Below are 21,505 nucleotides of genomic sequence, written 5' to 3' on the forward strand. Positions count from 1 at the left end.
GTCGATGGCATGCCTGGAAATGAAACCTCCGCTTGGGAGTTCGCTATGTGGTGCATCTGACAATATTTTTCGTCCGATAGATGGTAGCTAGGCGGCTGCTCCGTCAAGTGCTTCGCGGCATAAAGCCGCCTGCCGCCTTCGGCGGCAGGCTATTTATACGCGAAGCACTTGACCTCGGGTTGCCTGAGGTTGCCTGAGACAGCCCTCAGTTCCGGAATCAAAAACAGCGGTAGACCGCTTGACAGCGGGTGGGTGGTCCAGAGATTGAGGGCGGAGAGGATGTCAAAGCTGTAGTCATATCCATACCAATCTGGGACAAGATTTGTTGGGCTTGGTCGCGGAGATGTTCATCTACTCGCACTTGAATGTTTACCATGGCATCTCCTATTTATGCTAAATCAATGCTAACAGCATGGTATCAGCACATCAATTGCGCCCTTGCCAAACCAAGTCATGACCGTCTTCGGAGAACGAGCCGGCCCGATCATTGGAGCGATCGAAATAGAAGTCTGAGGGAATGCGGGCGCGGCGCCTGCTCGTGAGGTGCAGTCGATCCCGGAGGCACGCACCGCACCTGATTTTGCTGTATCCGAGTCCCTTGAATCATTCGTTTTTAGACTGAGGATGAAAGGCCATGTTGTCGACAAATATCAGCAACTAAGCCTCAAGTCCTAGGCCGCATCAACTTGACGCAGGAAACGCATTTGCACTTTCAAAAGAAGCCTTTACAGCGTGAGTCATGATCAGCAAAATTCGTTTTCGAAAATTCAAATATGCGGCCGCAGAACCTCCTGCAGACCGCTCCGATTGATGGAGTTTGTTCATGTCTCTTAAGACCAAAGTTCTCACTGCCGCCGCATTTGCTGCTCTGCTCGCCTCCACCGCCGTTCAGGCTGTGACCTATACGGTCGGCACAGGCGCGACCTATCGTCCCTTTGAATACGAAGCGCCGAACAAAGAAATCGTCGGCTTTGACATCGATTTGATGAAAGCCATCGCCAAGGCTCAGGGCTTTGACGTCGAGTTCGTCAATACCACTTGGTCGACCATCTTCCCGGCGCTCAACAACGGTGACCGCGACATCATCATGTCCGGCATCACCATCACGGACAAGCGCAAGGAGGCCGTCGACTTCTCCGAACCCTACTTCCTCGCCCACCAGCTCATCCTCACGAGCTCGAACCTGCAGATTAAGAGCCTCAAGGATCTCGAGGGCAAGCTGATCGCCGTCGTCAATGCTTCTGCTGGCGACGTAGCCGCTTCGAACGCCTTCGGCAAGGCTTCGACCAACATCCGCCGTTTTGACAACACGCCGCTCGCGCTTGAAGAGCTCGCCAACGGCGGCGTCGACGCCATGATCGGCGACGTGGGCGTGCTGCAGTGGTACATGAAGCAGAACCCCGACAAGAAGTTCAATCAGTGCCGTGATCCGGAATTCCAGGAACAGTACTTCGGCATTGGCGTGCGCAAGGGCAACACTCAGGTGCTCAACGACGTCAACGCGGGCCTGAAGAAGGTTATCGAGTCGGGCGCCTACAACGAGGTCTACCGCAAGTGGTTCGGTTCGGATGCTCCGAAGCTTCCGGCCTTCACGAAGTGATCGTCCTTTGACTCAATCCTTGAAGCAGAGGGCAGCAGAGGATTCCCCGGCTGCTCATCGGCTTCAAGGTTAAAACGCGCCGCTCATCCGACATATCCGGACGCGGCGTTTTCCTTATTCAGAACAACAACAAAAAGGATCCCTCATGTTTGGCTTCGAATCCAGTGTTATTGCGGAATACTGGCCGCTTTTCGTCCATGGCGCCTGGACGACCGTTCAGGTGACCATCATCTGCGTCTGCCTGGGCATGTGTCTGGGAACGCTCTTAGGCATGGGCCGCCTCGCACAGGCGCGCTACAACCCGCTTAAAGGCTTCCTGCACTACTGCGTGCGCTGGCCGATCACGGTCTACGTGAGCTTCTTTCGCGGCACGCCGCTCTTTGTGCAGATTTTTCTCATGTACTTTGCCGTGCTGCCGGTCTTTATTCACCCGGTTGACGGCTTGCTGATTTCGGGTCAGCTTGCCCGAGACATCCGCTCGAACTACGGTGCAATGCTCGCCGGCGTCTGCGCCATCACCCTGAATTCGGGCGCTTATATGTGTGAAATCTTTCGCGCCGGCATTCAGTCGCTCGACAAGGGACAGATGGAAGCTGCCCGCTCGCTCGGCATGTCCTACATGCAGGCCATGCGTACGATCATCCTGCCGCAGGCCTTCCGCCGCATGTTGCCCGCACTCGGCAACAACGCCATTGCTATCCTGAAGGATTCCTCGCTCATCTCCGCCATCGGCCTGGCCGAACTCGCCTACGCCGCCCGTACTGTCGCGGGCGCTTCGGCCCGCTACTGGGAACCCTACATCACCATTTCCTGCGTGTACTGGGTGATGACGCTGCTCCTCGCCTGGGGCATCCGCAGACTTGAAGCCCGCCTCGGCCGCGGCGACAACGGCATTGGGAGCTAAGAGCCATGACCGAACCCATCGTATCCATTCAGAATCTGAAGAAAGCCTTCGGCGACCATGTCGTGCTCGACGGCATCAATCTCAACGTCATGCCGGGCGAAAAGGTCGTTGTGCTCGGCCCTTCGGGATCGGGCAAGAGCACGATGCTTCGCTGCATCAACGCCCTTGAGATACCGACCTCCGGCGCCATCTTCTTCAACGGCGTCGAAGTCACCAATCCGAAGACCGACCTCAATCACGTGCGCGAGCACCTGGGCATGGTTTTTCAGCGCTTCAATCTCTGGCCGCACAAAACCGTCATTGAGAACGTCATGCTTGCCCAGCAGCTCGTTCTTAAAAAGGATCCGGCGGCAGCCAAGACCCGTGCTGTTGAACTCCTCAAGAGCGTCGGGCTTTTCGACAAGGCCGACGCCTATCCGGCAAGCCTTTCGGGCGGTCAGCAGCAGCGCGTTGCTATTGCCCGCGCACTTGCCATGGAACCCAAGGTTATGCTCTTTGACGAACCGACCTCTGCGCTTGACCCGGAACTCGTGGGCGAAGTGCTTGCCGTCATGAAGCAGCTGGCTGAATCGGGCATGACGATGATCGTCGTGACGCACGAAATCGGCTTTGCCAAAGAGGTCGCCGACCGCGTGGTCTTTATGGACGGCGGCCATATCATTGAAGAAGGCGCACCATCGGAAATTCTGGTCGCGCCCAAAGAAGAGCGTACAAAGTCCTTCCTCGCGCGAGTGTTGTGAAACGGCCTCAGCCTTTTTCAAAGTTCAAACTCAAGCCGAAGCGTCCTTCATGCGCTTCGGCTTTTTTCGCTTCAAAGGAAAGCACCTCGATAATCCTCAATGTCATTGATTTACAAAACAAATTAATGTAATCATGAATACGTAAGCGGACCCGAATTCTTTGCGTATCATCAAGCTGAACCGTACAATCAATCAAAAGAAGTACCTACGAGGAAGCACTTATCCGGTAACTTACTTTCATGCATGAGAAAGCATTTGTTTTAGCTGTGCTTTCAGCCCATTTGCTCTGCTGCGGTCTGCCGCTGTCACCTGCTTCTTTTGAAGGATTGGCATAAACCCGTACGCTTGATAGCCTCGCAATGCAATCTGCTTCCTTCAGACTTTCGCCTGCCACTAGTTTTTCACGCCATTGTTTCCCTCTCGGAGATCCGACGAATGCCTCTCGGCCGCATACATTCCTACGAAACCTTCGGGTCCGTTGACGGCCCCGGCGTCAGGTTTGTGGTCTTCATGCAGGGCTGCCGGATGCGCTGCGTCTACTGCCACAATCCGGATACTTGGCGCATTCATGCCGGTGAAGAAAAGTCTGCTGCCGAAGTGCTTCGCATGGCGCTGCGCTACCGTCCGTACTGGGGCAAAGAGGGCGGCATCACGGTAAGCGGCGGAGAGCCCCTCCTGCAAATCGACTTTCTGATTGAACTCTTCGAACTGGCCAAAACCGAAGGCATCAACACCACGCTCGATACGTGCGGTCTGCCCTTCACAAAGGATCCGGCGTGGCTCGTCAAATTTGAGCGTCTCATGAAGTCGACCGATCTCGTGATGCTCGACCTCAAGCACATTGACCCGCTGACACATAAGCGGCTGACCGGCTGGAAGAACGACTCCATTCTGGCCTGCGCCCAGTGGCTCTCCGAACACGGCAAACCCATGTGGATCCGACATGTGCTCGTGCCGGGCTGGACGGATGAAGATGCTGCGCTCGTGAAACTCGCCGCCTTCGTTGCCCAACTTCGAACGGTCAAACGCGTGGAGGTGCTTCCTTACCACACGTTTGCCGTCCCCAAATGGGACCGACTCGGAATACCCAACAAAATCCGAGACGTTCTGCCCCCCGAACCTGAACGCGTAGCCAATGCGAAACGCATTCTGCATGCGTTCGGCGACTGACCGATTTCCCCAAACTTTTGAATGCTTTGATTATTTCTGGAGGTTTATATGACCAACGCTTGGAGAGGCTTCCGAGGCGATCACTGGCGCGACGACGTCAACGTGCGCGACTTCGTGCAGCAGAACTACACCCCTTATGACGGCGACGAATCGTTCCTCGCCGAACCCACTGACGCTACCCGCAAACTCTGGGGACGCCTGGCCGAACTTCAAAAGGAAGAACGCGCCAGGGGCGGCGTGCTCGACTGTGAAACCGAAATTGTCAGCTCCATTACAGCCTACCCTGCCGCCTATCTCGACCCTGAACATAAGGAATACGAGAAGGTGGTCGGCATGCAGACCGACAAGCCCCTCAAGCGTGCGTTCATGCCCTACGGCGGCATCCGCATGGCTCAGGAAGCGGCGAGCACGTACGGCTTCCATGTGAACGATAAATACACCAAGATCTTCAACGAGTACCACAAGACCCACAATCAGGGTGTTTTTGATGCGTACACCGACGAGATGCGCGTGGCCCGTCGCAACCACATCATTACGGGTCTGCCCGACACGTACGGACGCGGCCGCATCGTGGGCGACTACCGCCGCGTAGCGCTCTACGGCATTGACGCACTGGTCGCGGAAAAAAAGAAGGACCTCGCCAACTGCGACTGCGGCATCATGACTGACGACGTTATCCGTCAGCGTGAGGAACTTTCCGACCAAATCCGCGCACTCGGACAGATGAAAGTCATGGCCGAAAGCTACGGCTTTGACATTTCCGGCCCGGCGAAGAATGCCCGCGAAGCCGTGCAGTGGCTTTATTTCGGCTACCTTGCCGCCATCCGCACGCAAAACGGCGCAGCCATGTCCGTGGGCCGTATCTCTACCTTTCTCGATATTTATATCCAGCGTGATCTCGCTGAAGGGACGCTCACGGAAACTGAAGCGCAGGAGCTCATTGACCACCTCGTCATGAAGTTCCGCATGGTGAAGTTTGCCCGTATTCCGGCCTACAACCAGCTCTTCTCTGGCGACCCAGTGTGGGCCACGCTGGAGATGGCCGGTCTCGGCATGGACGGCCGTTCGATGGTAACGAAGAGCGACTTCCGCTTCCTCCATACGCTCGAAAATATGGGGCCGGCTCCGGAACCCAATCTCACGGTGCTTTATTCGAAGAACCTGCCGAAGGCTTTCCGCAAATATTCGGCCAAGGTCTCCATCAATACGTCGAGCGTCCAGTACGAAAACGACGATGTGATGCGTCCGATCTGGGGCGACGACTATTCGATCTGCTGCTGCGTATCGGCCACCGAAACCGGCAAGGAAATGCAGTTCTTCGGCGCTCGCGCCAACCTCGCCAAGTGCATGCTCTACGCCATCAACGGCGGCGTTGACGAAAAGACCGGCACGCAGGTGGCGCCGGCCTTCCGCCCGATCACGAGCGAGTACCTCGACTACGACGAAGTGATGCTGCGCTTCAAGCCCATGATGAATTGGCTCGCGGGGATTTACGTCAATACGCTCAACCTCATCCACTACATGCACGACAAGTACTTCTATGAGGCCGCTGAAATGGCGCTCATTGATACCGACGTGCGCCGCACCTTCGCAACCGGCATTGCCGGATTCTCACACGTGGTCGATTCACTCTGTGCGATCAAGTACGCCCGCGTGAAAGCGATCCGCAATGAGGCCGGTGTGGTGGTGGACTATGAAACGGAAGGCGACTTCCCGCGTTACGGCAACGACGACGATCGTGCGGACAAGCTTGCTGTGTGGCTCCTCAAGGAGTTTCTCACCTGCATCCGCCGCTACCCGACCTACCGTCATTCCGAAGCGACGACCTCGATTCTCACGATCACGTCCAACGTGGTGTACGGCAAAGCTACAGGATCGCTCCCCGACGGCCGCAAAGCCGGCGCGCCGCTTGCGCCCGGCGCCAACCCAAGCTACGGCGCAGAGCAGAGCGGTCTGCTCGCCTCGCTCAATTCCGTAGCAAAGCTCCCCTACGAGTATGCGCTTGACGGCATTTCCAACACCCAGACGATCAGCCCCGACGCGCTCGGCCACTCGCTTGACGAACGCGCGGACAATCTCGTCAACGTGATGGACGGCTACTTCGCTCAGGGCGCTCACCATCTCAACGTCAATGTCTTCGGTACGGAGAAGCTCATCGACGCGATGGAACACCCCGAAAAGCCCGAGTACGCGAACTTCACCATCCGCGTCTCCGGCTATGCCGTGAAGTTCATCGATTTGACGCGCGAGCAGCAGCTCGATGTGATTTCCCGCACCTGCCACAAGCGCATGTAATGACGCCCTAGGCGCTGAAGGGCCTTCTCCCTTCAGCGCTTCGAGCGGATGGCAGCTTTAAGCTCCCGATGAACGCATGCCGTTTCTTCGGGAGCATTTTTTTTGCAGCCCGACAAAGGCCGGCAATCTATAAAGCGAAGCTCTGCATTTCGGCCGGAGAGGACAGCTGGAACCGCCCCTTAAGTGACACTAGGCTGGCCCAATCCTCTGCCGCATTGAGGGCTCGCCCCAAGTCCTTTAGAAAGGAGCCATGCCGGCATTTAAGTGCCGCTTTGACATTCAACAGCTCTTTGGCCGGCGATGCGTCCCATCACAAGGCAGTTCGTGATGCCGGCGCCGCCGAGCCGGTCAAAACCAAAAATCCCTCCGACGACCTCTCCAGCGGCAAAAAGTCCCGGAATAACGCCCCCCGTTTGCGCACGCACCTGCGCCTGGGCATCCGTCAAAATGCCGTCCAAAGTGGTGTGCACATAGATCTGCTCCTCACCAAAATAAAAGGGCGGCTTTTCGATTCTTTGGGTGAAGAACTTTTTGCCGGTCAGCGGATCCAGCCCTGCATCAGCCGCCCGATTGTATTGGGCGAACGTTTGTTCGAGCACCGTCGGAGGGATCCTCATCGCTGCTGCCATCTCCCTGATGGAGCCGGCTTTTCTCACGATGCCGTTGATGAGCTTCAGACTCAGCGTTGCACCCTTATAAGACTGCGCATCGGTGATCACCCAGCAGCGCCGGGACTTCAGACTGAGGATGTGTTCAGAAATCGCATTCCAAGGCAGATTTTCATCGACGAAGCGTCGGCCGGTTTCATCCACGTACATGTCGCCGCCCGCATAGTCGATTAATCGGCCGCCCCAAAAAGGCAGCAGCTGCAAGCCGAAACCTTCGGCAATAACGCCGCCGGCGCGCTGCGCCAGGTCCAAACCATCGCCTTGTGCGCCGTCCCAAGCGGTGCCATAAGGATCGGCACTCGTATGAATATCGGGAGTGAGCTGCTCCATGATCTTCATGCGGCGTTCGACATTGGCGGTAAAGCCGCCGGACGCAATGATGACGGCAGGCGCTTGGAAATACTTGAGGCGAACTTCATTTTCTGAGCGAATGGTTACGCCGACCTTCCAGCACGATTCCTGCCGTTCAAGCGTTTCAACCTTCGCCGAGAGGATTGTTTTCCCGCCCAAACGCCGATAGCAGTCCATGACAGCGAGAACATAGCTCCGTCCGGCAGAATTGCCCGGCATTGCCCAGCTGCGCGGATGAAGTCCCGATCGGGCTTCAAAGGGGCGGCCGAAGGAGACGCCGAGCCCTTCAAGCCAGTCGAGCATAGCTGCGGACCCGCGGGCAATCTGCACCAAACGTTCCGGGTCTCCGCTGCCGCCGCCCACAGCGAGCGCATCAGCCACAAACTGTTCGACAGAGTCGCGCCAGCCATTTGAAAATGCTCCGGCACGATCCGGCGCCACCGCAGCGATGGAGCCGCTCGAATAAAGAGAGTGACCGCCGACAAGCGGTCCTTTTTCCAATATCAGCACGCGCCGGGCACCGGACTCCAGTGCGCTCGCGCCGGCTGTCAGACCGGCGAGCCCGGAACCGATCACGATGACCTGCTGCCAAGTCTCGAGCGCATCGGATGAATTTTCAAGAGCAACTGCCAGAAGCGATGACGGCAAGGCCGAGGCAACTGCGCCCGCGGTGAGAAGCGTTCTGCGTGTCGTCATGCCACATCCTTTGGCTGCGGCGTCGGGAGATTCTCCAGCCACTGATAAGCCTCGAGAGAACTCTGAACGCCCAATTTGGCATAAGCATTGGCTTTATGCATCTTGACGGTTTCCGCACCGATGCCGAGCACTTCGGCAGCTTCCTTATTGGAAAGCCCTTTAGCCGCAAGCACAAAAACTTCACGCTCTCGGGGCGTCAGCGCATCGTAGGCCGTTTGATAACTCTGAGCTTCGGCTGCCGCCTTCGCTGCCGCAAGTGACTTTTTGCAGGCACGCTCCACGGCAGCCGCCAGCACCATCGGATCCCCTCGTTTTTCAAGGAAATCCAGTGCACCATATTTCATGGTATGCACCGCCGTTGCAACATCGCCGTGCCCGGTCAAAAAAATCACCGGCAAGCAGCTCCCGGCCTCTACAAAACGCCGCTGCAGATCAAGCCCTGTCATGCCGGGCATGCGGATATCCAGTACAGCGCACCCCGGACGCTGGAGGTCGTCATCCTGAAGAAACGCCGCCGGACTTTCCCAATCCTCCACCTGCCAGCCAAGCGCTGTGAGAAAGGCCTTTTGGCTTTCACGAAAGTCATTGTCATCGTCGACAAGACGCACCAAAGGCGCGGGCAGAATGCATTTCATGGAAAAAATCCTTTTAGAGCGGCAAATCCCGAGCATCGATCATAACGACAGCCGCAGCGCCTCCCGTCGGGCGAGCTTCAAAGAGAAGAGAGGCGCCATGCCGATCGGCTATGCCTCGACAGATAGAAAGACCGAGTCCCAAGCCGCCGAAGGTTGAAGGATCGGCTGAAACGCTGGCAGCATTGCGATTAAGGCGCTCGAGTGAACCCGCGTCGAGCATGACGCCGGGATTCTCCACCCGTATCCGCCAGCGATTTGCGGTTTCCTGCGGTTTATCGAGTGTGAGACGAACTTCGGGAGGTTCCTTGAGCGAATCCTTCATTGACTTCATCGCTGATGCACCATTACGCACCAGATTGAGAAAGAGAATTTCGAGTTCGAGGGGACGCCCTGTAGTCCAAGCTTCACGCACTGCAGAAGAAAAAACCACTTTTGTGCGTTCGGCGCTTCGCTCTTCCGCACGGAAAGCGCTTATCGCCCGCTCAATGATTGGCATGAGGTCACATGCCGCCAGCGGTTCGTCCTCTTTTTTCGCATATGCGCGCACGCTCGAGACGATGTCGGCGATGCGGTTCGCTTCATAGTCGATGCGCCCGAGAGCCTGCTCAAGTCCGGCATGCGCACTGGTTTCATCATCGCGGAAAACGCGCTGCGGACACTTCATGCGGATCACGGCCGCCCAGGTGCGCAAAGCGCCCACGGGCGCATTGATTTCATGAGCAATCATGCTCGACATCTGCTGCACAATCGAGCGACGTTCAAAACCGGCGAGTTCGAGCCGAGCGGCAGAAGCTTCTTCGGCAAGACGCTCACGTTCATTCATCGCCTCTGCGAGCTCCCGCGTGCGGCGCCGCACCAGCGCATGCAGCCTCAGTTCATTCAATACGAGGAGCAGCAAAAACCCAGCTGCTGCCAGTACTTTGCCAAAGTGCCGTTCAATGAGTGCGCGGGGACTCATATCCTTCAAATAAGCATAGGGACCGATTTCCAGGTCCTTCAAAAGCCCGTCGACATCCGCATGCGAAACGTTTGTCAGCCACTCATACCCGCTCGCATCTCTGAGCCCCAGGAGCGCCACGGTCATATCGCGTACCGCGGTTTCCGGAGCGGAAGAAAGCGACCATAAGCTCAAATCCGGATAAAGCGCCGTTGAGTGCGCACAGGCGAGGTCTCCGGTCTTGGCGTTAATAACCCGAATATCCTCCGCGCGCACCAGGCCGTGCATGCGCACGGCTTCAAGCAGGCAGGCGGGCAGAATCGCCGCATCGGTCGAGCCGTTAAGAAGTGCGGAAAGCACATCCGGATAAGCATTGTTGCGGTATCCGACAAACCCAAAAAAATGATCCGGTTCGAACCCCTGCTGCCGGAGTTCCCGTGCGGCTGCAAGCCAGCCGTCGATGGCCGTCGGGAGTCCCGCAAAGACCCTGCGGCCGCGCAAATCCGCAAGGGATTGAAAGCGGGAATCCGCACGGACAGCGAACACGGCTCCCACTGAACGCTCTGCGCTCTGGGCAAGATTCGTGCGCCGAGTGGCGATACGGGCAGCCTCGACTCCGGTCATGCCGGAAAAAGAAGCCGGCGCAAAAAGAAAGTCCGGACGCAGACGCTCAATCTGAGTCTTCGCCTCGGCGTCAGCGATCGTCACGGTCCTGACGAAATACTTCGGCAGTGCGCGCTGCAAGGCCGCCGCCGTCTGCCGAAGCATGAAAGCGTCGTAGGGATTGACCAATGTATCGAGTTCTGCAATCGTGATCACAGGGCGAAACTGCTGCGCCTGAGGATCTATGGCGAGGGACGCCGAAGAAACCGCAGCCGGCGTCTCTCCCTCCGGAGGACGTCCGACGGCCGGCTCCGCCCCAAATAAAGAAACGAATGAGCAGACGAAAGGAATCAGCAGCCGCAGCGAAATCGAAGCCATGAGTCCGGCAAAAAACAAGAATGTCAGCCCCTCCCCCGAACGGGGGTAGGCCCAGGGAAGGCACTGTAGCAAACTCCTTCTGCACATCCGGAGCAGAAATCGAATTTACCCAAAAGATTCTGCTTCGCCGTTGATTCCACTATCTATCAGAAAAAAAGAGCACCCTTATGCAGCGCCGTCATCTCCTCAGTTCCGCTTTCGCCGCCGCAGTCTCTGCCGCAGGCGTCACTCAGGCGAGCACCATTGATCAATTCGAAGGCAAGACGCGTCCGATCGATACGATGAATCGTGTCAAGGGCTGGCAGCCCGGCGCCGTCGAGCCCATCGAAATCAAGGGACGATCCATTGGCACAGGCCGCCCGAAGCTCATCGCGCCCACCACCGCCAAGACGCCGGACGATCTCGTTGCGACGGTGAAGCGCTTTGCGGCGATGAAGACGCTCGACATGATCGAAGTCCGCATCGACTATCTGGGCCGCCTTGAACCCAAACAGTATGCTGATGTGACCCGCCGCGCCTATGAGGCCGCGGGCGACAAGATTGTGCTCGTGACGCTTCGCAACGGCACGGACGGCGGTCCCTTCATTGCCGAGGACGATTACTACGGAGAAGTCTACGAAGCGGTACTCACCGAAGGCCGTGCCGATATAGTCGATATTGAACTTTTCCGCGATGCCGCCATGGTGCGCCGGCTCGTCGACACCGCTCACAAGAAAGGCGTGAAGGTGATTATCAGCGACCATGAATTCAAATTCACCCCGGACGAAGGCGAACTGATCCGCCGCCTTCTGCTCGAAGAGGAAGCCGGCGCGGATATTTTGAAACTCGCCGTCATGGCCGCTTCGCCTGAAGACGCCCTCACCGTGATGAACGCGACGGCCAAAGTCCGCCACTACTACTCGAACCGTCCGATGCTCACGATGGCCATGGGCAAATGGGGCGTACTCACCCGCATTACGGGCGAAGGATTCGGCTCTGACCTCACGTTTGCGAGCGTCGGCGGCAAAGCGAGCGCCCCCGGTCAAATTCCTGCCGAGGACTGTCTCAATGTCCTTGAAGTGCTCCACAAGGCTATGAATCCTCAGTGATCTGTTCTGATCCGCCGTTTCCAACACTTCCGCCGCTTCCAGTCACGGCGGCGGATGCTTGAATTTCACTTTCTTCCAACTTCTCACCGCAGAGATTTCAATATGAAGAAGACTCTCCTCACGCTTTCCATTGCCGCGGTATTTGCCGTCGGCGCATCCGCCGCTGAATTTAAGGCGGGCACCTATACGGCCAAAGCGCCGGGCATCCACGGCGACGTAACAGTCACGGTCACTTTCACGAAGGATAAGATTGCCGACGTCAAGGTTACGCATTCCGAAACCCCGGGCATCGGCTCCAAGGCCGCTGAGCTGCTGCCGGACCGCATCGTAGAGCGTCAATCCCCGCAGGTTGACGGCGTTACCGGCGCCACCATCACCTCAACGGCGATCCGCACGGCCGTAGCCGACACGGTAAAGCAGGCCGGTGCGGACCCTGCGGCGCTCGTTCCGCTCGCTGTTAAAAAGCAGGCGAAAAATGAAACCGTCGACACCGATGTCGTCGTCGTGGGCGGCGGCGGCGCCGGCATGTCCGCCACCATTCGCACACGCATGAACGGCCTCAACGTCGTTCTCGTCGAGAAAATGCCCTTCATCGGCGGCGCCGCTTCCATTTCGGGCGGCCAAGTGGTCGCGCAGGGCTCCAAGCTCCAGAAGGCCTTCGGCGTGACGGATGACTCGGTCGAATCGATGGTGAAGGACTTTCAGGCCAATGGCCACAACCTCAACGACCTCTCCAAGCTCACGCTCTACGCAAAGAACGTCGGTCCGACGATCGACTGGCTCCACGATCAGGTCGGCGTCAAGTTCATTCCGAACGACCTCCCGTTCCTCGCCGAATACTCCCATCGCCGCGCCCTTGAATTCCAGGGCGGCGCGGGTACGATGGCGCAGCATCTGCGCGAAGTCATCGGCTCCAACGGTGCGAAGGTTCTCTTCAACACCCGTGTTGAAAAACTGATCGTCGAGGACGGCAAGGTGACGGGCGTTGAAGCCGTTGACGGCAACACCGGCACCAAATACACGATCCGCGCAAAGAAGACGCTGCTTACCACCGGCGGCTACGGCAACAATAAGAACCTTCTCACGGATACCTATAAGAACACGCTCTATTACGGCCCCGTCTCCTCAACGGGCGACGGTCTGCAGATGGCCCAGAAGCTTGGCGTGAAAACCCAGCTCCTCGAATACGGCAAGCGCTATCCGAACGGCATTGAAGTTGCGCCGGGCAAGGCCAAGTCCACCATCTACGCCAATGTCGGCGCGTTCGATCAGGCCGGCATCCTCGTGAGCCGCGACGGTCTGCGCTTTGTCAACGAAAAGGCGTCGAACCGTCACATTCTCGACCCGATGCTGCAGCAAAAGGGCGGCATGGCTTATGTCTTCATGGATCAAAAGTCTTGGGAAGGCTTCTATAAGCGTCTCCCGGAAACGGGTGTTTCGCACGAAGACGCTGACAAGTACCTTGCCGCCAACGGCAAGTCGGCTCCGATCTTTGTGAAGGGCGCGACGCTTGAAGAAGCGGCCAAGCTTACCGGCATCAACGCTGAAAATCTCAAGGCAACGGTCGCCAAGTACAACAGCTTTGTGAAAGCACAAAAAGATGCTGACTTTGGCCGTCCTGTCCAGTACATGAAGGCTGAAATTGCCGCCCAAGGCCCGTACTACATCGTCGAACAGAAGCCCCGCTTCGCCACGACAATGGGCGGCGTCTGCACGGATGACCACCTCAATCTCATCCAGAGCAACGGCAAAGTCATTCCCAACCTCTACGGCGCGGGTGAACTTGTGGGCGGCGTAATGGGCGACGATTCGCCTGCCGGCGCCAACGTCGGCTGGGCGCTCACTTCCGGACGCGTTGCTGCCGATGCCATCGCAGAGGCCATCAAAGCAGGCAAATAAGCCTCTCCCCCTTATTGCCGACGAGCGCAATCCCCCTAAAAACGAGTGGTTAGCGAACACCCGTCAGGGCGCTTCGCCGGCATAAGCACCTGGAGCAGCGTGACGCCGTCACGCTGCTTTTTTTATCTGCATTTGCCTTTGCGGCCGTGAGAGCGATCGGCAAAAGCGTTATCAGGCAGAAATCAGACGCAATTGCAAACTGTTCGAAAATGTCGTTTGCGCTACGCTTCATTTCACCATGAAGCATTCCCATATCTCACACTCCCAGCCCCAAGGCGGCCTCTCTCGCCGCCGGCTCCTCTATACGGCGGCGGGCAGCGCACTTCTGAGCGCCGGCGCGCTCACGGCATGCGCCTCTAAACCGAATGTACCCGAGCCGCTCATACAGCCTCTCGGGCAAACGACTTTTGCGGTCTATGCTGCCGACACGCGCGCCTGGATCGAATCGCGCCGACGCTGGGCCACGGACGATCATGCGCTTGAGCTTGAAGCCAACTGCCCAGCGGAGACACGTCCGCCCTCGGGCACGCCGATTCTGGGCGGCATTCTCTGCATTCACGGGTTAGGCGATTCGCCGTGGTCCTTTGTTGACCAAGCGAAGAACCTTTCGGCTGCCGGATGGCTGGTGCGCACAGTGCTCCTTCCCGGCTGCGGAACCATGCCCGAAGATATGGCAGCTCCGACGGCTGACGACTGGCGGCGCGTCGTGAATGAACAGGCTGCCGTGCTGCGGCGGGATCTCAATCAGCTGGGACCGGGCACCGACGGGAAACCGCGGCCGATGTGGCTGGGGGGCTTCTCCACCGGATGCAATCTGGCGCTCGAGGCCGCGCTTACCGGCCAAGCGGATGCCGACGGGCTGCTGCTCTTTTCGCCCGCCTTTGTCGTGCGCACGCATCTCACCTTCCTCGCGCCGCTCTTAAAGCCCTTCATCACGTGGCTCAGGGAACCTCAGGAATCCCTGATGGGCGGTCAGACAGCCTTTCGCTATACGATGGTCCCGGTGTCAGGGCTCGCGGCCTTCGTCGATACAATGCGCGGCGTTGATGATGCGCTCAAGGCGAAGCCCTTTGCCAAGCCTGCTGTGGTGATGCTCTCCGAGCACGACTCCATTCTCGACGCTCAATCGCTCATTGAATGGATTCCGCAGCGCTTTACCTCCGCGCAGTCCCGCTTCATCTGGTACGGCTCCCGCGAAAGTCTGGGCAAAGCCGCCAAAGATCCGCGGATTATTGTGCATCCCGATGAAATTCCGTCCGAGCGCATTTGGAGCTTCTCGCACATGGCGATGAGCTTCTCCCCCGACAATCCGGAATACGGCCGGCATGGCCGCTCGCATATCTGTACGCCCGAGGGCGAAAAGCCCTCCTACGCAGCCTGCCGCCGGGGCGAGGTCGACTATGGCGCCTGGGGCGACAAGCGCCGCGGCAGGATCCGTGCCCGTCTGACCTTCAATCCGTATTTTGATGAGCAGCAGCGCGTGATTCAGTCCGTCATGGAAAGATCCGTGTAAGCGCCTCCTTCAAGTGCGGATCTTCCAGCCCTTAACGAGGAGCACCACGGCCGCCGCCGTGACGGCCAAAGCCGTTGCGGCAACGATGAGTAGGCTCAGCGTCGTGTTGGTGTCGCCGCTGCCGAAGAATCCCTGCCGAAAGCCGTCAACCAAGTAGTAGAAGGGATTGAGGCGGCTCGCGGCCTGCCAGAAGGGCGGGAGCGAATCCACGGAATAAAAGACGCCCGAAAGGAAGGTGAGCGGCATGATGACGAAATTCATCACCGCTCCCATCTGATCGTATTTTTCGGCCCAGAGCGCCGTGATGAGACCCAAGGCCGCCATGATGGCCGCACCGAAGAAGCCGAAAGCGATGAGGAGCCCCGGTTCCCGCATCGGGGGCGATGCCCACCAGGAGCAGAGCAGATAGAGCCCGGCTCCAGCCAGTGCTGAGCGCACGAAGCTCGCGCCGATATAGGCAGCAGCTACCTGCGGTCCCGGGATGGCCGGCAGAAGAATAAAGACGAGGTTTCCTGAAATCTTCGACTGAATGAGTGAGCTCGCCGTGTTGGAAAACGCATTCTGCAGCACCGTCATCATGATGAGCCCTGGAATGATGAAGGCCGTATAGGACACGCCTTCATAAACGGGCAGGTGCTTGGAGAGCGCTTCGCCGAAGACAAAGAGATAGAGCCCGCCCGTGAGGACAGGGGCCAGCACGGTGTGCATCCACACCTTGAGGAAGCGGATCACTTCCTTTTTAAAAAGCGTCCAGAAAGGAATCCACATCAGGCTTCACCTCCCGTAACAGCGAGGAAGACGTCCTCCAGATCAGGCTGTCCTACCGTCAGATTTTCAATCTCCGCGCCGGCCGCCTTCAGGCTTTCGAGCTTTCGCAAAGCGTCGTCGGCGTCTTCAATTCGCAGCGTCACATCATTGCCGTGACGGCGCATGAGGTCGCGGGCCGCTTCTGGCGGCAGGTCCCCCTTTACCAGCCGGCAGCGGAGCACTCGGCCTTCAAAGCGCGACAAAAGCGCTTCCGTGCGGTCAAGCGCCGCAACCTCGCCCTTCTTCATGATGGCGATGCGGCTGCAAAGCGCCTGCGCCTCTTCGAGGTAGTGCGTTGTGAGAATCACCGTCCGCCCCTCGCGATGCAGCCGTCCGATGAAGTCCCAGAGGTGTTCGCGAAGCTCAACGTCTACGCCGGCCGTCGGCTCATCGAGCACGATCACCGGCGGCTTATGAACGAGCGCCTGGGCAACGAGCACACGGCGCTTCATGCCGCCCGAGAGCGCGCGCATGGAAGCGTCCGCTTTGTCGGTCAAACCCAGATTGGCGAGAATTTCATCAATCCAGTCGTCATTTCGGAGAATGCCCCAGTAGCCCGACTGAAAGCGCAGCGTTTCGCGCACCGTCAGAAACGGGTCGAAAGTGATTTCCTGCGGCACGATGCCGAGAAAGAGCGATGCGGCTCGTCGATCTGTACGGGTATCCATGCCGCGAACAAGAATGCGCCCGCCCGTCGGCGTGGTCAGTCCGCCGAGGCAGGAAATCAGCGTTGTTTTGCCGGCGCCGTTGGGGCCGAGCAGACCGAAGAATTCGCCTTCTTCAACGTCAAAACTCACGCCCTTCAAGGCCAGCGTGCCCGAGGCATAGCGTTTTTCGAGGGAGTCGATGCGAACGGCAGGCTGTGCCGAGGCCATTACCAATTCACTCCGAAGATGGTGCGGAAACGCTCGACGCCGCGCTCGAGATCCATGCGGTCCGGGTGCGTTTCGCTCGCCAGACGGCGCGCTTCGCGCTCAGGCGTCACCTTGCCGCCCATCATCGCGGTCATTCGTTCGAAGAGCGCCGGGTCAATACGGCCGCGGCAGAGATAAGTGCCTGCGAGGGTATTGTTTTTGCCCGCGGCTGCCAAACTCTCCGACGTACGCTTCATCCAGTCGAGCGCTTCGGGCGTTTCAGCATTGCCGCCCATGGTGGCGAAGCACCCGATCGTCTTGCCTTCGAGCTTTTTTGCTGCCGCCTGAATGTCTTCAGGCGCCATGCCGCGGTCACACCAGAAACCGAGCAGAATCGGATTAAAGCCCGACAGGTCTTCGGGCAGCGCTTCAGGCTTGACCAGGACGGCGCCAGGCATCGCGTCGCAGATGGCGTGACCGAGAATCATGGTGTTGCCCGTACGGGAGCTGATGACGACAAGGGGCTTGGCGGCAGCGGTCATGGGGAATCTCCTCGAAAATGGTAGTGAACGCAGGACCGTTGAAATGCAGTCCGTCTGCGCAGTCAGAATAAAGCGATTCGCCGCAGCGTGTTCGAAGCATGCTTGCGGCGTAAATAAGGCTCCCGTCCCAAGCACAATTGAGCCAGAATGACGGCGAGCCGTTTGCTCACGATCCCAACGAGCCGCTTTTCTAACGCATCTCCCTTCATACGAGCTTAATGCGCAGCCCCCGAGATCGTTGGGGGAAGCGATCTTCGGAGGCAGAGCGGTTTGAGACGAGCTGAAGCGGATCGATCAGGCCGAGAACTTGGCTCGGGCGGCAATGAACTTTTCCTTCACGGATTCGACGAGCTGATGATTTTCTCGACCGACGAAAACCGAGAAGGCCGTTTTGCCTTCCTTGGTAAAGAACTGCACGGCAAGAGACTCGCGTCCCATGAAGGGGAAGGTCGTGAAAGCCACGGCCGAGAACGAGTCATACTTCATGTGGCCGCCGATTGTCGCCGACTTGGCGAGGATGTTGTAGTAGCCCTGAGCAATCTTTCCCTCATGGAGCTGCCCCTGAATTTCAAAGATGCTGCCTTCATGCTGAATGAAAAGCGTGATCTTTTCCCAGGAAGCGAGTTCCGCCCAAATTTCGATGAAGCGCTCTGTGATGTCGCCCTTGACGAAGGTGCAGTTGGCTTCCGGCAGCAGTTCGGCAGCCTCAAGATCCGTTACGCCGAGTCGGCCGGCGATGGAGCTCACCGTCACCGGATAGGGCGCAGCCAGCATTTCCTCGATGATCTTGGCTTGTTCGGCCGTAGGCTTCTTGCAGCAGCAGTTGGTCATGGCGTTGTTTCCTTTGTGAAGTGAAAAAAAGGTTGTGCAAAGTCTGAAAAAATCATTGGGCAGCTTCAGCCGGCTGCAGATCCTTCATGTCGAGCGCAGTTCCGCAGGCCTGCAGAAGCTCCAGATCGTGGGTGATCAGGAAAACCGCTCGGCCTCGGGCAGCCTCGGCCTTAAGCAGCTTGGAAATGGAGGCCATATTGGCGCCGTCGAGCCCTGACGTCGGTTCGTCCAGAATCAGAATTTGCGGATTCTTGGCAAGCGCACAAGCAATGACTACGCGCTGCTTCTCGCCGCCCGAGAGACTCTGCGGATGGCGTTCCGCGAGCGGAGCCAGACGCAGCGTCGTGAGGAGCTCCGTGACCCACGCTTCTTCTTCGGCGGTGAGTTTCGGCGTCTTCAGACGCTGCCAGAAAGCCGCGTGCTTTTTCGCTGCGGACTTGGCTGCAATCATCGAAGCCTCAACCTCTTCGCGCACGGTGCGCATCTGAAGCTGATGGTCGGCATTTTGGAGCACCAGCCCCGAATGCGGCATGAGGCCGTCGCGGTCAACGGGCCGGCCCTCAATCGAGAAGACGCCTTCGGCTTCATTAAGCCCGGTCAAGATGCGCGCCAGCGTTGTTTTGCCCGTTCCGTTTGCACCGATCAGCGCCGTAATCCCTGCGGGAACCGAAAAACTCACGTTGCTGAAGATGGGCTTTTGAGCGCCTTTATACGTAAAGGAGACGTGTTCGGCCGCAAAAAAGCCCGCCGGCACGGTCCCGTCTCCCAGTGCCGTCGGAATGCGCGGCAGGGTCGGGCGTAGATCCTCCACCTCGGCTTGGCGAAGCCCGTAAAGACGGCGCACATTCTCATCGTCAAGAATAGAGAACGGGCCCCGAACCGCCACCGCTCCGGCCTGCATGACGAGGACCTCATCAACCAAGCCTTTAAGCCAGTAAAGACGATGGTCGACCACGAGAATGGCAGCGCCCTCGGCTTTGAGTTCACCGAGGATGCCGGCAAGCGACACTGTGGCTTCCGGATCCAGATTGGCGCTCGGCTCATCGAGAATGAGCGCTTTGGGGCCGAGCGCGAGAATCGAGGCGAGTCCGACCTTCTGCTTTTGCCCTTCAGAGAGCTCGTGAATGTCCTGCGCGAGAAGATGTTCAATCCCCATGCGCTTGGCAGCACGGTCTACGCGGGGACCGATTTCTTCAAACGGCACGCCACGGCTTTTGAGCGCGAAGGAGATCTCATCGCCCACATTGAGCGCGAAGAACTGCTCTTCGGGATCCTGGAAAAGCGTGCCGATATGCTCTGAGAGCACCGCCACGGGCGTATCCTGCGTGGGATTGCCGTCGACCAATACTTCACCCGACAGAGTGCCGCCGTAGATCTGCGGACACAGGCCGTTCACCAGCCGCATGACCGTCGTCTTGCCGCAGCCCGAAGCGCCGGTAACGAGCTTAAGCTCGCCCGCATCAACCGTGAGATCAAGACATCGAACCGCATCCGGCGAGTCTGGTTCGGCACCGCTGTAGCGGTAGGAAACTTTCTTCAGTTCAATCGCGTGCATGGGCTTAATCAAGGCATGACAGCGCCGGGCGTCATAAAGAGCTCGCGCAGGAAGATTTCAGCGAGAAGCGCCAGAACGACGCAGACACCCATCGCTATAAAGATGTTTCGATCGAGTTGGGAGAGCGGCGGCGCCTTTGGGAGCACCGTGCGGTGCGCCGTGCCGATGCCCTTCAATTCCGCTGCAATACCCAGCGTTTCAGAGGATTTGAGTGCGCGAAAGAGGATCGGCGTGAACAGCAGGCGAGCCGACAGGATTGGGTGCGTCGTAATCATCACGGGGCCCATCGGCCAGCCGCGGATACGAAGCGTCTCCCAGACCTGACGAATATCGTTTGTGAAGGTCGGGATGAAGCGAAGCATGACTACTGCCGGCAAAAAGACAACAAAGGGCAGATGCAAACGCTCCAGTGTTCCCAGCAAGTCCTCAACACGCGTCGTGAGTGCGAGCACCATCACCACATTCATCATGGAGACGCCTCGCAGAAACGGAACGAAGAGCGCTTGGGCGGAGAGACCGCCCAGCTTCGGCGCCCAGAGCGAAATAAGCCACCCGAACCCGGCTGACACCGCCATCATCACGGCCATAAGAATGTAGAGCAGCGTCACGAGCTTCGGGCGCTTAAGCATCAGCACGTAGACAAGCGTGAAAAGAAAGAGCACCATCTGGCTTATGACGCCGGAACAAGCCACAACAAGTACGGCGGAGACCAGCATGACCGAGAGCTTTGTTTTGGCGTCAAGCCCCCGCAGCATTGAGCTCTCGTCTTTAACGAACAAAACCCGCATGGCGGAGCTCCCCTACAGTTTTCCATCCAAACCAGAGACCAATCACAGAGCCCGCATAACCGAGCAGCACGATCGGGATGATGATCGTCATCAGTGCCGGGGTCTCTCGCAGGAAGAGATAGGACACCCCGAGCGAAAGCATCTTGCTCACGAAGTCGTAGACTCCGACCCCCACCCAAGGCGCCCAAGGCTTATGAACGCCGCCCGAAAGCACGACGAAAAGTTCACCCAGAAGGGCGCCCGCCAAGGCCGCCGGGAGAAGCGTCAGACTTCCGCCCAAAAGCAGGACGCTTACGAGCATGCTCACCACAGTAAAGAGCGTGAGCGTCCAAAGCTTCGGAACCTTGGTGAGCAGCACGATCATGAGGGTCGTATAGACCAAATTCTTTCCCAGGAGCGAAATGGGATTCATCCCGCCGCCCGCGAGTGCAATCAAGAGACTCGAGAGTTTGGCGGCAGCGGCAAAGACACCGATGAGCACGAGCTCTCTCGGTTCCCAACGCCTTTTAATCCATTGAGGCTTGGTCGTTGTCATCGCAGTGACGGCTCCTGGAATAAAAAAATGACTTGCTGAAGTCGACCGGCGCCCTGCACCTCTTCGGACGAGATACAGGGCGCTGCGACTTGCTTTTTTCAGCTCAAAAGAATGAA

The 21,505-nt window shown here is 58.1% G+C and carries 18 protein-coding genes; 8 read left to right on the forward strand and 10 right to left on the reverse strand.

All coding sequences use genetic code 11. The annotated features are described in order from the left end of the window. Positions 1-823 precede the first annotated feature (823 nt). The 5 genes from DES29_RS09100 (at position 824) to pflB (ending at position 6,709) form a co-directional block, all read left to right on the forward strand. Positions 824-1,600 carry a basic amino acid ABC transporter substrate-binding protein gene (locus DES29_RS09100; RefSeq protein WP_005429681.1) on the forward strand — a complete coding sequence of 259 codons (777 nt, stop codon included), beginning with the start codon at positions 824-826 and terminating at the stop codon, positions 1,598-1,600. A gap of 145 nt (positions 1,601-1,745) precedes the next feature. After that, positions 1,746-2,504 carry an amino acid ABC transporter permease gene (locus tag DES29_RS09105; protein ID WP_005429680.1) on the forward strand — a complete coding sequence of 253 codons (759 nt, stop codon included), beginning with the start codon at positions 1,746-1,748 and terminating at the stop codon, positions 2,502-2,504. A gap of 5 nt (positions 2,505-2,509) precedes the next feature. Further along, positions 2,510-3,244 (forward strand): amino acid ABC transporter ATP-binding protein, encoded by a 735-nt coding sequence (locus DES29_RS09110; RefSeq protein ID WP_113854780.1) that lies wholly within the window; start codon positions 2,510-2,512, stop codon positions 3,242-3,244. A gap of 435 nt (positions 3,245-3,679) precedes the next feature. Beyond that, complete coding sequence (gene pflA, locus DES29_RS09115) at positions 3,680-4,414, forward strand: pyruvate formate-lyase-activating protein (protein ID WP_021995985.1); 735 nt, start codon at positions 3,680-3,682, stop codon at positions 4,412-4,414. 48 nt (positions 4,415-4,462) lie between these two features. After that, positions 4,463-6,709 (forward strand): formate C-acetyltransferase, encoded by a 2,247-nt coding sequence (gene pflB, locus DES29_RS09120; RefSeq protein ID WP_113854781.1) that lies wholly within the window; start codon positions 4,463-4,465, stop codon positions 6,707-6,709. Positions 6,710-6,969: 260 nt separating this feature from the next. Here the strand turns inward: pflB and DES29_RS09125 are convergent, their stop codons facing one another. The 3 genes from DES29_RS09125 to DES29_RS09135 are packed head-to-tail and all read right to left on the reverse strand — an operon-like array spanning position 6,970 to position 10,977. Next, positions 6,970-8,424, reverse strand: a complete 1,455-nt coding sequence (locus tag DES29_RS09125) for an FAD-dependent oxidoreductase (RefSeq protein WP_016474770.1) — start codon at positions 8,422-8,424, stop codon at positions 6,970-6,972. Then, complete coding sequence (locus DES29_RS09130; protein WP_021995981.1) at positions 8,421-9,059, reverse strand: response regulator transcription factor; 639 nt, start codon at positions 9,057-9,059, stop codon at positions 8,421-8,423. Before DES29_RS09130 ends, DES29_RS09125 begins: the two co-directional genes overlap by 4 nt. Before the next feature lie 13 nt (positions 9,060-9,072). Next, complete coding sequence (locus DES29_RS09135; RefSeq protein WP_236578900.1) at positions 9,073-10,977, reverse strand: sensor histidine kinase; 1,905 nt, start codon at positions 10,975-10,977, stop codon at positions 9,073-9,075. Positions 10,978-11,144: 167 nt separating this feature from the next. Here DES29_RS09135 and aroD point away from each other — a divergent pair, with 167 nt between their 5' ends. The 3 genes from aroD to DES29_RS09150 all read left to right on the forward strand — a co-directional run bounded on the left by aroD (position 11,145) and on the right by DES29_RS09150 (position 15,477). Next, positions 11,145-12,065, forward strand: a complete 921-nt coding sequence (gene aroD / locus DES29_RS09140) for a type I 3-dehydroquinate dehydratase (protein WP_113854784.1) — start codon at positions 11,145-11,147, stop codon at positions 12,063-12,065. 102 nt (positions 12,066-12,167) lie between these two features. Next, complete coding sequence (locus tag DES29_RS09145; protein ID WP_021994605.1) at positions 12,168-13,964, forward strand: FAD-dependent oxidoreductase; 1,797 nt, start codon at positions 12,168-12,170, stop codon at positions 13,962-13,964. 238 nt (positions 13,965-14,202) lie between these two features. After that, positions 14,203-15,477 (forward strand): alpha/beta hydrolase, encoded by a 1,275-nt coding sequence (locus tag DES29_RS09150; RefSeq protein WP_021994604.1) that lies wholly within the window; start codon positions 14,203-14,205, stop codon positions 15,475-15,477. 9 nt (positions 15,478-15,486) lie between these two features. On the opposite strand, the gene DES29_RS09155 is transcribed toward DES29_RS09150, so the two are convergent. From DES29_RS09155 to DES29_RS09185, 7 genes are all read right to left on the reverse strand, one after another. Then, a complete protein-coding gene (locus tag DES29_RS09155) occupies positions 15,487-16,245 on the reverse strand; it encodes an ABC transporter permease (protein ID WP_201638766.1) in 759 nt (252 codons plus the stop codon). Then, the gene (locus DES29_RS09160; protein WP_021994717.1) at positions 16,245-17,159 is read right to left on the reverse strand and encodes an ABC transporter ATP-binding protein; all 915 of its coding nucleotides are present in this window, start codon (positions 17,157-17,159) and stop codon (positions 16,245-16,247) included. Before DES29_RS09160 ends, DES29_RS09155 begins: the two co-directional genes overlap by 1 nt. Further along, entirely contained in the window at positions 17,159-17,680 is a 522-nt protein-coding gene (locus DES29_RS09165) for a flavodoxin family protein (RefSeq protein WP_021994716.1), read from the reverse strand. Before DES29_RS09165 ends, DES29_RS09160 begins: the two co-directional genes overlap by 1 nt. Positions 17,681-17,974: 294 nt before the next feature. After that, positions 17,975-18,511 carry a heme utilization cystosolic carrier protein HutX gene (gene hutX / locus DES29_RS09170; protein WP_021994715.1) on the reverse strand — a complete coding sequence of 179 codons (537 nt, stop codon included), beginning with the start codon at positions 18,509-18,511 and terminating at the stop codon, positions 17,975-17,977. Between the two features lie 52 nt (positions 18,512-18,563). Next, on the reverse strand, positions 18,564-20,066 hold the full coding sequence (locus DES29_RS09175; protein ID WP_021994714.1) for an ABC transporter ATP-binding protein: 1,503 nt from the start codon (positions 20,064-20,066) through the stop codon (positions 18,564-18,566). A gap of 8 nt (positions 20,067-20,074) precedes the next feature. Continuing rightward, the gene (locus DES29_RS09180) at positions 20,075-20,854 is read right to left on the reverse strand and encodes an energy-coupling factor transporter transmembrane component T family protein (protein WP_021994713.1); all 780 of its coding nucleotides are present in this window, start codon (positions 20,852-20,854) and stop codon (positions 20,075-20,077) included. Further along, entirely contained in the window at positions 20,835-21,389 is a 555-nt protein-coding gene (locus DES29_RS09185; protein WP_021994712.1) for an MptD family putative ECF transporter S component, read from the reverse strand. The genes DES29_RS09180 and DES29_RS09185 overlap by 20 nt, the downstream gene beginning before the upstream one ends. Between the last annotated feature and the right edge of the window lie 116 nt (positions 21,390-21,505).

Origin of the sequence: Sutterella wadsworthensis (assembly GCF_003315195.1) — a bacterium.
In the GTDB taxonomy this organism is placed as follows: Bacteria; Pseudomonadota; Gammaproteobacteria; order Burkholderiales; family Burkholderiaceae_F; genus Sutterella; species Sutterella wadsworthensis.